The 11,917-nt window shown below is 69.9% G+C and carries 13 protein-coding genes; 8 read left to right on the top strand and 5 right to left on the bottom strand.

The window, feature by feature from the left end; translation table 11 throughout:
- Positions 1 to 64: 64 nt before the first annotated feature.
- A complete protein-coding gene (locus AC1IQ6_RS10135) occupies positions 65 to 1,453 on the top strand; it encodes an amidohydrolase (protein WP_111824720.1) in 1,389 nt (462 codons plus the stop codon).
- A gap of 326 nt (positions 1,454 to 1,779) precedes the next feature.
- On the opposite strand, the gene AC1IQ6_RS10130 is transcribed toward AC1IQ6_RS10135, so the two are convergent.
- Complete coding sequence (locus AC1IQ6_RS10130; protein ID WP_111824719.1) at positions 1,780 to 2,271, bottom strand: GNAT family N-acetyltransferase; 492 nt, start codon at positions 2,269 to 2,271, stop codon at positions 1,780 to 1,782.
- A gap of 103 nt (positions 2,272 to 2,374) precedes the next feature.
- Between AC1IQ6_RS10130 and AC1IQ6_RS10125 the strand changes: the two genes are divergently transcribed.
- Positions 2,375 to 3,178: an aspartate dehydrogenase gene (locus AC1IQ6_RS10125; protein ID WP_111824718.1), complete on the top strand. Its 804-nt coding sequence runs from the start codon at positions 2,375 to 2,377 to the stop codon at positions 3,176 to 3,178.
- A 10-nt stretch (positions 3,179 to 3,188) separates the two neighbouring features.
- Here the strand turns inward: AC1IQ6_RS10125 and AC1IQ6_RS10120 are convergent, their stop codons facing one another.
- Positions 3,189 to 5,024, bottom strand: a complete 1,836-nt coding sequence (locus AC1IQ6_RS10120) for an ABC transporter ATP-binding protein/permease (protein WP_485866257.1) — start codon at positions 5,022 to 5,024, stop codon at positions 3,189 to 3,191.
- Positions 5,025 to 5,104: 80 nt separating this feature from the next.
- Positions 5,105 to 6,019: a LysR family transcriptional regulator gene (locus AC1IQ6_RS10115; protein WP_111824716.1), complete on the bottom strand. Its 915-nt coding sequence runs from the start codon at positions 6,017 to 6,019 to the stop codon at positions 5,105 to 5,107.
- A 71-nt stretch (positions 6,020 to 6,090) separates the two neighbouring features.
- Between AC1IQ6_RS10115 and AC1IQ6_RS10110 the strand changes: the two genes are divergently transcribed.
- The 5 genes from AC1IQ6_RS10110 to AC1IQ6_RS10090 all read left to right on the top strand — a co-directional run bounded on the left by AC1IQ6_RS10110 (position 6,091) and on the right by AC1IQ6_RS10090 (position 9,087).
- Positions 6,091 to 6,927, top strand: coding sequence for an amidohydrolase family protein (locus AC1IQ6_RS10110; protein WP_485866256.1), 837 nt, complete (start codon positions 6,091 to 6,093; stop codon positions 6,925 to 6,927).
- Entirely contained in the window at positions 6,924 to 7,913 is a 990-nt protein-coding gene (locus AC1IQ6_RS10105; protein WP_111824714.1) for a tripartite tricarboxylate transporter substrate binding protein, read from the top strand. The genes AC1IQ6_RS10110 and AC1IQ6_RS10105 overlap by 4 nt, the downstream gene beginning before the upstream one ends.
- A 65-nt stretch (positions 7,914 to 7,978) precedes the next feature.
- Positions 7,979 to 8,359: an RNA-binding S4 domain-containing protein gene (locus tag AC1IQ6_RS10100; protein WP_102772289.1), complete on the top strand. Its 381-nt coding sequence runs from the start codon at positions 7,979 to 7,981 to the stop codon at positions 8,357 to 8,359.
- A 7-nt stretch (positions 8,360 to 8,366) separates the two neighbouring features.
- On the top strand, positions 8,367 to 8,726 hold the full coding sequence (locus tag AC1IQ6_RS10095; RefSeq protein WP_102772290.1) for a translation initiation factor Sui1: 360 nt from the start codon (positions 8,367 to 8,369) through the stop codon (positions 8,724 to 8,726).
- A 10-nt stretch (positions 8,727 to 8,736) separates the two neighbouring features.
- Positions 8,737 to 9,087: a DOPA 4,5-dioxygenase family protein gene (locus tag AC1IQ6_RS10090; RefSeq protein WP_485866255.1), complete on the top strand. Its 351-nt coding sequence runs from the start codon at positions 8,737 to 8,739 to the stop codon at positions 9,085 to 9,087.
- 18 nt (positions 9,088 to 9,105) lie between these two features.
- On the opposite strand, the gene ppk2 is transcribed toward AC1IQ6_RS10090, so the two are convergent.
- A complete protein-coding gene (gene ppk2 / locus AC1IQ6_RS10085; protein ID WP_485866561.1) occupies positions 9,106 to 10,128 on the bottom strand; it encodes a polyphosphate kinase 2 in 1,023 nt (340 codons plus the stop codon).
- A gap of 149 nt (positions 10,129 to 10,277) precedes the next feature.
- On the opposite strand from ppk2, the gene AC1IQ6_RS10080 reads away from it, so the two are divergent.
- Entirely contained in the window at positions 10,278 to 10,745 is a 468-nt protein-coding gene (locus AC1IQ6_RS10080; protein ID WP_102772293.1) for a hypothetical protein, read from the top strand.
- On the opposite strand, the gene AC1IQ6_RS10075 is transcribed toward AC1IQ6_RS10080, so the two are convergent.
- A complete protein-coding gene (locus AC1IQ6_RS10075) occupies positions 10,720 to 11,910 on the bottom strand; it encodes a trans-sulfuration enzyme family protein (RefSeq protein WP_485866254.1) in 1,191 nt (396 codons plus the stop codon). The genes AC1IQ6_RS10080 and AC1IQ6_RS10075 overlap by 26 nt on opposite strands.
- Positions 11,911 to 11,917 lie beyond the last annotated feature (7 nt).

Genomic DNA, 11,917 nt, shown 5'->3' with positions numbered 1-11,917 from the left:
ACGCTGCGGCGCTCCGGTAAGATCCTCGACCAATAACAGGTTAACAACCACGAGGAGAACAGACATGGCGTATTCCAAAGCCGTGTTCCGCCTGGCGCCGCTGGCGCTGGCCGCACAACTGCTCATGGCCGGCCCGGCAGCCGCGCAGAGCGCGCCCGGCACCCAGGGCCCGCCGGTCCCGGCGCCCGCGCCGGCGCTGGCCGCGCAGATCGACCAGCGCGCCAAGGCCATCGAAGACAAGCTCATCGCGTGGCGGCGCGACATCCACCAGCACCCCGAACTGGGCAACCAGGAACAGCGCACTTCCAAGCTGGTCGCCGACCATCTGCGCGCGCTCGGCATGGAAGTGAAGACGGGCGTCGCGGGCACCGGCGTGGTCGCCCTGCTCAAGGGCGGCAAGCCCGGCCCGGTGGTGGCGCTGCGCGCCGACATGGACGCGCTGCCGGTGAAGGAACAGGTGGATCTGCCGTTCGCATCCAAGGCCAAGGGCACGTTCCTGGGCAAGGAAGTGGACGTCATGCACGCCTGCGGCCACGACGCCCATACCGCCATCCTGATGGCCACCGCCGAAGTGCTGGCCGGCATGAAGGACGAGCTGCCCGGCAGCGTCAAGTTCATCTTCCAGCCGGCCGAGGAAAGCCCGGCCGAATTCGAGCCCGACGGCAAGAAGGTCTGGGGCGCCAAGATGATGGTGCAGGAAGGCGTGCTGGAAAATCCCAAGGTCGACGCCATCTTCGGGCTGCACGTGTCCAGCGCCTATCCGTCGGGCAAACTGTCGTGGCGCAGCGGCCCGGCCATGGCGGCGGCCGACCAGTTCTGGATCGACGTCACCGGCAAGCAGACGCACGGCGCGCGGCCGTGGTCGGGCATCGACCCCATCGTGGTCGGCTCGCAGATCATCCTGGGCCTGCAGACCATTCCCAGCCGCCAGATCAACAGCATGCTGGAGCCGGCCGTCATCACCGTGGGCGCGATCCACGGCGGCAACCGCATGAACATCGTGCCCGAAAGCCTCGCCATGACCGGCACCATCCGCACCTACGACGAGGGCATGAAGAAGGACATCCACCAGCGCATCGCGCGCACCGCCGACATGATCGCGCAAAGCGCGGGCGCCAAGGCGGACGTGCGCGTGGTCGAGCTGTACAACGCCACCGTGAACAATCCGGCGCTGACCGAGAAGATGGGCCCGACCCTGCGCCGCGTCGCGGGCGAAGGCAACTACGGCCTGCAACCCAAATCCACGGCGTCGGAGGACTTTTCGTTCTATCAGGAAAAGGTGCCGGGCATGTTCTTCTATCTGGGCGTGACGCCCAAGGGCACGGACGTGGACAAGGCCGCGCCCAACCACTCGCCGCGCTTCTACGTCGACGAGTCGGGCCTGCTCAACGGCGTGCGGGCGCTGTCGAACCTGGCGGTGGACTACATGGCCGAGGCGCAGAAAGGCGGCTGAATGTGGAACGCCGGGCGGCTTTCGCCGCCTGATGGGTTTCGCGCGTTCGATGATTGGGTCCTTGCTCAAGGAATCTCGCGCTGCACCCATCCTACGATGCGGTCACGAACGTAGGATGGGTGCAGCGCGGCACGTTCCGGGCAAGAACACGAACGCGTAACGCGCGAAACCCATCGGCCGGCGCGAGCCGGCTGCGCTTGCGACGAAAGGCGGCGGCTTTCGCCGCCTGATGGGTTTCGCGCGTTCGATGATTGCGTTCTTGCGCAAGGAATCTCGCGCTGCACCCATCCTACGCCCGGTAAACGGGCCATCTACGGGATACGGCGCTAGACGTAGAACGCCGCGTGGTAGGCGACTTCGCCTTGCGCGGGACGCGTGAAGGCCAGCGCCATGAAGTACTCGGGCGGCACGCCCGGATACGTCAGCCCCGGCGTCGCGACGAAGCCGAAGCGGCCGTAGTAGTCCGGCTCGCCCAGCACCACGCAGCCGGCCGCGCCCTGCGCCCGCAGCCTGGCCAGGCCTTCCTGCAGCAGCGCCGCGCCCACGCCGCGGCGCTGCCGGTCCGGCCGCACGGCCAGCGGCCCCAGGCCGTACCAGTCGCGCGAACCGTCGCTCACCGCCACCGGCGAGAACGCGACGTGGCCCACCATCTCGTCGCCGTCCCACGCCGCCAGCGACAGCGTCAGCGCGCCGGCCTCGCGCAGCGCGTCGATGATGCGGCCTTCGGTGTGCTGGCTGTGGGGATGGTCTTTGAACGCGTCCTGCGTCAGGGCGTAGATGGCCTCGCGGTCGCGGGGCGTCTCGGGAAGTATGCGCATGGCGATGCTCCTGCGGTTGTGGCGCCCAGTGTAGCCGCGGCCGCATTGACGCAGGCGCGGCCCGTCGATACAGTGGCCTCACCTCTTACCCTGCGACCATCCCATGAACCCTTACCGCGTCGGCATCGCCGGCTTCGGCGCCATCGGCCAGGCCGTGGCGCAATCCCTGGACGCCGGGCTGCCCGGCCTGGCCCTGGCCGCCGTCGCCGTGCGCGACCCGCAGGCCCCGCCGGCATACGCCTGGAGCGGCGGCGCTCCCGTCTTCACCACCATCGGCGCGCTGCACGAGCATTGCGACGTAGTGGTGGAATGCGCGCCCGCCGCCGTGTTCCGCGACATCGCCGAGCCGGTGCTGCGCGCCGGCAAGAAGCTGGTCGTGCTCAGCTCCGGCGCCCTGCTGCGCAACGACGATCTGATCGAACTGGCCCGCGCCCATCACGGCCAGATCGTGGTGCCGTCGGGCGCCATCCTGGGCCTGGACGCCATCACCGCCGCGGCCGAAGGCGTCATCCATTCCGTCACCATGATCACGCGCAAGCCGGTCCGCGGCCTGCTGGGCGCGCCTTACCTGACGGACAACAACATCGACATCGCGGACATCGCCGAACCGCGCCTGATTTTCCGCGGATCGCCGCGCGAAGCGGCTGTGGGCTTTCCCGCCAACCTGAACGTGGCGGTCAGCGTGTCGCTGGCCGGCATCGGTCCCGACAAGACCACCCTGGAAATCTGGGCCGATCCCTCGCTGGACCGCAACGTCCACCGCGTCGAGGTCGTATCCGACTCGGCCTCGTTCTCGATGGAAATCCAGAACATTCCCTCGGCCAATCCCAAGACCGGCCGCATCACCGCGCAAAGCGTGGTGGCCGCGCTGCGCAAGCTGACCGGTCCTCTGCGCGTGGGCACCTGACGCCCGCCGCTCAGGCCGCGGCGCGGTCCGGCTCCGGCTGCCGCGCCCGCGCCTCGATGCGTTCCATGCGCCAGCCGCCCGCGCCGTCCAGCGCCAGCCTGTGCGTATGGAAGGCGTCCAGCGTGCTGCGATGGCCCACGCTGACCAGCATGCAGTCCGGCAGCGCGCCGCGCAGAAGGCCGTACAGCGCGTGCTCCAGGCCTTCGTCGGTGGCCGACGTGGCCTCGTCCAGGAACACGATGGCGGGCTGGTTGAACAGCACGCGCGCGAACGCCACGCGCTGCTGCTCGCCGATGGACAGCGTGCGCGCCCAGTCCGCCACTTCGTCGAGCCGTCCGGCCAGATGCCCCAGGTTCACCTGGCGCAGCGCATCGGCCAGGCGCGCATCGTCCTCCGGCTGCGCCAGGCCGGGATAGGCCACCGCGCCGCGCAGGTCGCCCAGCGGCAGGTAAGGCCGCTGCGACAGGAACAGCGCGTTCGCGCCCTGCGGCCGTCTTACCGTGCCTTCGGCGTATGGCCACAGGCCCGCCAGCGCGCGCAGCAAGGTGGTCTTGCCGCTGCCCGACGGCCCCTTGATCAGCAGGGCCTGGCCCGGCCGCAGCCGCAGGTCCAGGTCGCGCAGCAGCGCGACCCCGTCGGGCCGGCGCAGCTGCAGGCGCTCGATATCCAGCCCGTCGGGCAGCGTCTCGGTCCGCACGGCGGGCAGCGCGCGGGCGGCCTGGTTGGCGTCCAGGAAGCCATTGAGGCGGTCCAGCGTGGCGCGGTATTGCGCGAAGGTGTCGTAGGAGGTGCGGAAGAACGACAGCGCATCCTGCACCTGCCCGAAGGCCTGCGAGGTCTGGATCACGTCGCCCAGCTTGATGGCGCCGCTGAAAAAACGCGGCGCCTGCAGAATGAAGGGAAACACCACGGCCACCTGGCTGACCGACAGGTTGAAGCCGTCGAACTTCAGGCCCCGGTACACCCGCGCCCACAGGTTGGCGACGTAGGCCGTGAACCGCGTCCAGAGCGTGGCGCGCTCCACTTCCTCGCCCTGGTAGAACGCGACGTTCTCGGCGTTCTCGCGCAGGCGCACCAGCGCATAGCGGAAATTCGCGGTGAGGCGTTCGGACAGGAAGTTCAGCCGGATCAGCGGCCGCCCGATCCTGAAGGCGAACAGCGTGGCCACGATCACGTAGAGATACACCATGAACACCATGGCGCGCGGGATCTCCACGCCGGCCACCGTGAGTGCGCCCGACAGGTTCCACAGGATGGCGGTGAACGCCACCAGCGACACCACCGCGCTCAGCGCGCCGATCGCCAGCGTGCGCGAGCCGGTGACGAACATGGCGATGTCCTGTTCGATGCGCTGGTCGGGGTTGTCCACCGGCGCATCCAGGAAATGGCCGCGGTAATACGCGCCGGCGCCCAGCCAGTCGCGCGTCAGGCGCTCGTTGAGCCAGACGCGCCAGCGGATGTCGAAGGCCTGGCCGGCGTAGCTGTCGACCAGCGTGCGCGCCACGTGCACGCAGGCCAGCACCGAGAATATGCCCAGAAAGCGCCAGAACGCCGACTGGTCCAGCGCCTGCAGCGCGCTGTAGAAGCCGTTGTACCAGAACGAAAACAGCACGGTCATGCGCACCGCGAACATGGCCAGCAACAGCAGCAGCGCCACGGTCAGCAAGGGCCGCAGGCTGCGGCGCGGATCGAGGTAAGGCCAGGCCAACCGCCAGAACTTGCGGCCCCAGTCCGTGGTGCGCGCCAGCGCCATCGCGGCCAGCGCCAGGGCGACGGCGCTGATGCCGAACGCCTGCGCGAGCCACAGCGCGCTTTCGGCAAGTTGCTGTTGCCAGTTCAGATCCATGGGCAAAGTCCTCCAACCGTTTCTGGTTAGACGGGAGCTTGCCGCCAGGTTCCGGGGATGGCGGCCGCTTTAAGCCTGGCTTAAGCGTTGCGGCCGGCGCGGCCTTCGATGCGGCCGCCCAGGTCCAGGCTGGCGAACAGATCGGCCAGCGTGGGCACGGAGCGGGCGGGCCAGATCGCGCTCAGGTCGAAGGCGGGCAGGCGCTGGCCGTCGCGCACCTCGCAAAAGCGCACCCCGGCGAAGTTCATCGAGCGTATCCAGCTGGGCAGCAGCGCCACGCCGCAGCCGCCGGCCACGCAGGCCAGCACGGTCAGCGTGCGGTTGGCCTCCTGCGCCACCTGCGCGTCGTGGCCGCCCTTGCGCATGGCGTCGAGAATGCCCGCGTAAAAGGCCGGCAATTGCGCCTGCGGGTACATGACCAGGCCGGCCCTGGCGATCTGCGCCATCGAGACCTTGCCGTCTTCGGCCACCTCCAGCTCGTCCGGCACCGCCGCCACCAGACGGTCGCGCAGCAGCAGCCGCTCGCGCATGCGCCCGCCCACGGCGACCGGCGTGTGCATCAGGCCCAGGTCGATTTCGCCGGTCTGCAAGGCTTCGGCCTGCTCGGCGTTGCTCATTTCGCGCAGGATCACGCGCACGCCCGGCGCCTGTCGGCGCAATTCGCGCAGCGCGCGCGGCAAGGTGTCGAACAGGGCCGAGGACACCAGGCCGATGGTCAGCTGCCCCGCGCTGCCGCGGCCGATCTCGCGCGCCCGTTGCGCCGCCGCGTCGATGCGCGCCACGCTGGTCCGCACGTCCTCCAGTATGGCCAGCGCCGCCGGCGTGGGCGCGGCGCCGCGGCGCGAGCGCTCGAACAGGCGCACGCCCAGGTCCTGCTCCATGCGGCCCAGCGCCTGGCTCAAGGCCGGCTGCGCGATGCCCAGCCACTCCGACGCGCGGCTGACGCTGCCGTGGTCCACCACGGCCAGGAAGTAACGCAAGTGCCTGGTTTCCATATCGATTCGATATATATAAAACCGTTTTACCAAATAGAAAACTATACAGCGCGTTCTTAGAATCCCGGCTTATGGACACACGCACCGAGCCGAAATCCGTCGACACCCACGCCCACGTATTCCACCGCGGGCTGGCGCTGGCCGCCACGCGCCGCCACAGCCCCGACCACGACGCCACGCCGGCCGACTACCTCGCCCTGCTGGACGCGCACGGGCTCGGCCACGGCGTGCTGGTGCAGCCCAGTTTCCTGGGGGCCGACAACAGCCACCTGGTCGAGGCCCTGCGCGCCGCGCCCGCGCGCCTGCGCGGCGTCGCGGTGGTGGCGCCCGGCGTCCCCGCCGAACATCTGCTGGCGCTGGCCGAGGCGGGCGTGGTCGGCATCCGGCTGAACCTGATCGGGCTGCCCGTGCCGGACCTGCGCCTGCCCGGCTGGCGCACGCTGCTGGCGCGCGTCAATGCGCTGGGCTGGCACGTCGAAGTGCATCTGCCGGCCGCGCGCCTGCCGGACATCCTGCCGGCGCTGCTGGCCGCGCAATGCCGCGTGGTGGTGGACCATTTCGGCCGCCCCGATCCCGCGCTGGGCGTCGCCGATCCCGGCTTCCAGTACTTGCTGCGCCAGGCCGACAGCGGCCGCGTCTGGGTCAAGCTGTCGGCCCCCTACCGCAACTGGCCGGAGTCCGCCTGTACGACGTCCGGGCGGATCGCCGCGCGGCAGCTGCTCGACGCCTACACGGCCGCCCGCCTCATGTGGGGCAGCGACTGGCCTCACACCGAACATCGCCATCTGGCGTCCTATTCCGCCGCAGTCCGGTGGCTGGACGCCTGGATCGACGATCCCGTGCAGCGGCGCATGGTGCTTGCCGACACGCCGCTGCGGCTGTTCAGATTCCAAGGAGACAAACCATGACCCACCTGTTCCAACGCCTGGCGCGCCGCGGCGCCCTGTACGCGGCCGCGGGCCTGCTCGCCGGCGCCGCCGGCGCCGCGAGCGCCGCCTATCCCGAACGCGCCGTCACGCTGGTCGTCACCTATCCGCCCGGCGGCACGGTGGACGTGGTCGCGCGCCTGATCGGCCCCAGGCTGGCCGCGGAACTGGGCCAGCCGGTCGTCATCGAAAACCGCGGCGGCGCCGGCGGCATGATAGGCGGCGCGGTCGTGGCCAAGGCCAAGCCGGACGGCTATACGCTGATGCTGGACGCCTCCAACCACGCGCAGAATCCCGCCCTGCATTCGAAGATGCAGTTCGACACGCTGACGGCGTTCGCGCCGGTGTCCCTGCTGCTGCGCGTGCCCAACGTGCTGGTGGTCACGCCCTCGTATGAAGTGCGCAGCGTGGCCGACCTGATCAGGCTGGGCCGTCCGGGCGCCAAGGAGCACGTGTACTACGCCTCGGCCGGCCCCGGCTCAGCGCAGCATCTGGCCGGCGAACTGTTCAACCTGCTGGCCAAGACCGAGCTGCAGCACGTGGCCTACAAGGGCGGCGGCCCGGCCATGATAGACGTCATGTCGGGCCAGGTCCCCGTGATGTTCGCCAGCATGGGCTCGTCCTGGCAGCACGTGAAGAACGGCAAGCTGCGCGCGATCGCCGTCGGCGGCCTGGAGCGCTCCAAGACCGCGCCCGAGCTGCCCACCATCGCCGAATCCGGCGTGCCCGGCTACGAGACCTACGAATGGAACGCCGTGTTCGCGCCGGCCGGCACGCCGCCCGCCATCGTCGACCAGGTGTCGCAGGCGCTGGCCAAGGTGCTGAAAGACCCCGCCATCGCCGAGCAGCTCGCCGGCATCGGCGCCGAACCCATCGGCTCCACGCCGGCCGAACTGGACAGCTTCCGCCGCGCCGAGATCGCCAAATGGCAGCGCGTGGTCAAGGAGGCCGGCCTCAGCCTGGATTGATTGGTGCCGGGCCGGCCGGCCCGGCTATCATCGTCCCTGACACAGCTTTACCGCAGGGACAGGAGATGGACAAGATCCGGCTCGACAAATGGCTTTGGGCGGCGCGTTTCTACAAGACGCGCAGCCTGGCCGTACAGGAAATCGGCAAGGGCCGCGTACAGGTGAACGACCAGCCGGCCAAGCCGGCGCGCGAGGTCGCGCCCGGCGACCTCGTCACCATCCGCAAGGAAGACCCCGCGCTGCGCGTGCGGGTCGTGGGCGTGAGCGGCGTGCGCGGCCCGGCGCCGGTGGCGCGCCAGCTCTACGAGGAAACGCCCGACAGCATCGCGGCGCGCGAGCGCGCGGCGGAAATGCGCCGGCTCGCGCCCGAACCGGCGCTGGGCATCGAGGCCGGACGGCCGACCAAGCGCGACCGGCGCCTGATCGACCAGATGCGCGGGAAGTGAGGCCGCCATGAAGAAAAATCCGATGGGCGGCCTGGTCTACTCCACCGATGGCGGACGCATGTGCCCGCAGTGCCGCCAGCCCGTGGCGCAATGCCGCTGCGACGCGGCGCGCGCCGCGCCGGCCGGCGACGGCGTGGCGCGCGTATCGCGCGAAACCAAGGGGCGCGGCGGCAAGAGCGTCACCGTGGTCAAGGGCCTGGCGCTGGACCCGGTTGCGCTGGGCGCGCTGGGCAAGCAGTTGCGCGCGGCCTGCGGCTCGGGCGGCACCGTGAAAGACGGCGTGATCGAGGTACAGGGCGACCATTGCGAGCGCGTCATGGAGGCCTTGCAGAAACAGGGCTACCGCGCCAAGCGCGCCGGCGGCTAGGAGAAAGCACATGAACGATTCATCGCTGGCCGACGTGGCCAGCTGGCATGCCCACGTGTATTTCGACGCGGCCAGCCGGGATACCGCGCAGGCGCTGCGCGAACGGATCGCCTCGCGCTTCGGCGGCCGGATGGAGCTGGGGCGCTTCCATGAGCGCCCCGTCGGCCCGCATCCGTGCTGGAGCTACCAGATCGCCTTCGCGCCCGGGGACTTCGCCGAGATCGCGACCTGGCTCACGCTGCACCACGGCGGGCTGGACGTGTTCCTGCACCCGAACACCGGCGACTCGCTGCGCGACCACCGCGACTGCGCCGTCTGGATCGGGCGCAGCCATGTGCTCGATCTGCAGGCGCTGGGCTGAACCTGCCGGCCCGTAGCGTCAGAGCGCGCGGCCCACGATCAGCGAATCCAGCGCCAGCGTGGCGTCGTCGCTCCTGCCCTCGTAGGGCAGGCGGTTGAGCACGTAGCGCATGGCGTTGAGCCGCGCGCGCTTCTTGCAGTCGGACTTGACCACCACCCACGGCGCGTCGGCGGTGTCGGTGTGCGCGAACATCGCTTCCTTGGCGCGGGTGTAGTCATCCCATTTGTCCAGCGAGGCCAGGTCCACCGGGCTCAGCTTCCACTGCTTGAGCGGATGGACCTTGCGCTGCTCGAAGCGGCGCAGCTGTTCCTCGCGGCTGACCGAGAACCAGAACTTGATCAGGTGGATGCCGCTGCTGACCAGGTGGCGCTCGAAGTCGGGCACCTGGCGCAGGAAGTCCAGGTACTCCCCATGCGTGCAAAAGCCCATCACGCGCTCCACGCCGGCGCGGTTGTACCAGGAGCGGTCGAACATCACGATTTCGCCGGCCGTGGGCAGGTGCTGCACATAGCGCTGGAAATACCATTGGCCGCGCTCGGTGTCGGACGGCTTTTCCAGCGCGACCACGCGCGCGCCGCGCGGGTTCAGGTGCTCCATCATGCGCTTGATGGTGCCGCCCTTGCCCGCCGCGTCGCGGCCTTCGAACAGGATCACGACACGCTGGCCGGTAGCCTTGACCCAGGCCTGCAGCTTGAGCAGTTCGACCTGCAAACGGTACTTCTGCTTTTCGTAATTGCGCCGCAGCATGCGGTGGCGGTACGGATAAATGCCTTCGCGCCAGTGCGCGACCAGTTCGTCGTCGGGATTGCGCGGCGCCGCCTCGGCCTGCTCGCCGGCTTCCAGCAGCGCGCGGAGCACGGCCTGCGCATCGTCGGGCGACAGCGCCTCGATGAGCGAGCGCAAGGCCTCGTGCGCCTGTTCGGGCGCGCCGGCGGGACGGCGGCGCGCGATGTCGGCCAGCAGCGCCACGGCCTCCTGGCGCGCGGCGTGCACACGGGCGCCGGCCCGCCTGCGGATCTGCTCCGCGGGCGCGGGCGCCATGTCCTGGTCGATGGCGTCTGGCATCTTGTCCGTCATGGGTGCTCTCCTTGTTATGTGCGTCGTCCGCCTCGCGACGCGGCGGATTGACGTGAATGAAAGGTTGTAGCATCTTTGCGGACTCCGGCTCCGCGCCGTCCGTTATCCGCGCCATGTGGTCATTCATCAAGCGCCTGCTCGCCGGCCCCGCGCCGGCCGAAGATCCGCTGCGCGAAACCCTGAGTTTCGACGACGCCGGTCTGACGCGCGCCAGCGAACTGCTGCGCGCGCTGCGCCAGCGCGAGTTCTGGCCCTGGGACGAGATCCACGAATTCGGCTTTCGCTACACGCAGGCGCTCTACCCCGATCCCTGGGCCGGCGACTACATGGAAGGCCTGTGGATCTTCCGCGTCTGCGGCGACGAGGGCGGACGGATGACGCTGGAATTCGACCAGGACATGCTGGACGCGGAACGCCTGCCCGACGCGCTGCTGCGCCACCTGCCCGGGCTGGACATGGGCGCACTGCGCGCCGGCCTGGCCGCCGCCGGCCGCGGCCCGCACAATTTCGAGGCCGAGGGCGACTGGATAGCCTGGCGGCGCGCCGACGCCGCGCCTACACCCGGTCCAGGCCCTGCCTGAGATCGGCCACGATATCCTCGGGCGTCTCCAGTCCCACCGACAGCCGCAGCAGCCCCTCGGACAGGCCGTAGCGCTCGCGGTCCTCGGCGGTGTAGCTGGCGTGCGTCATGGACGCGGGATGCTGGATCAGCGTCTCGGGGTCTCCCAGGCTGACCGCGATGCGGGCCAGTTTCAGGCTGTCGAGCAGCCGGCGCCCGCCCGCCAGCCCGGTCTTCAGTTCGAACGCCACCAGCCCGCCGCCGGCCGACTGCTGGCGCCGGGCGATCTCGGCGCCGGCCGTGTCCGCCAGGCCCGGATAGAACACCTCGGCCACCGCGGGATGGCCGCGCAGCAGCTCGGCCACCTTCCTGGCCGATTCGCTGTGGCGCTGCACGCGCAGTTCCAGCGTCTTCAGGCCGCGCAACACCAGGAAGGCCGTGAACGGCGACAGCGTCGCGCCGGTGAAGTAGCGCAGGCCCTGCAGCCGGATCGGGTCGATGTGCTGCTTGCGCCCCAGCACCGCGCCGGCCAGCAGATCGCCGTGGCCGCCCAGGTACTTGGTGGCCGAATGCAGCACGAGGTCGGCGCCGTGCTCCAGCGGACGCTGCAGCACCGGCGTGGCGAAGGTGTTGTCGACGATGGTCAGCAGGCCGCGGGCGCGGGCGATGGCCGACACGGCGGCGATGTCCACCAGGCGCAGGTTGGGATTGGCCGGCGTCTCGAAATACACCGCGCGCGTTTTGGGGCCGATGGCGTCGGCCACGGCCTGCGGGCGGGTGAAGTCGGCGAACACCGCGCGCACGCCGAAGCGGGCCAGGCCCTGCGTGAACAGCGTGAAGGCGGTGCCGTAGACGATCTGGTCCACCACGATCTCGTCGCCGCTTTGCAGCAGCGTGAACAGCGTGGCGGAGATCGCGGCCATGCCGGAGGCGGTCGCCACACCGGCCTCGGCGCCCTCCAGCGAGGCCAGGCGTTCTTCCAGCAGCGCCTGCGTGGGATTGCGGGTGCGGCCGTAGACGTAGCCCTGGGCCTCGCCCAGCCTGATCCGGTCGAAGGCTTCCAGGCTTTCCTGGGTGTAGGTGGAAGTCAGGTAGAGCGGCGGCGACAGCGCGCCCTGTTCGTCCAGCGGCTCGTAGCCGAGATGGATGGCGCGTGTGGCGAAGCCCTGTTGCGGAAAATCGGACATCTGGGAT

It is taken from the genome of Achromobacter sp. MUI-25009338 (genome assembly GCF_057359325.1).
Note: the sequence above shows the minus strand (reverse complement) of the source record. Positions and strands in the feature narration are given on the sequence as shown.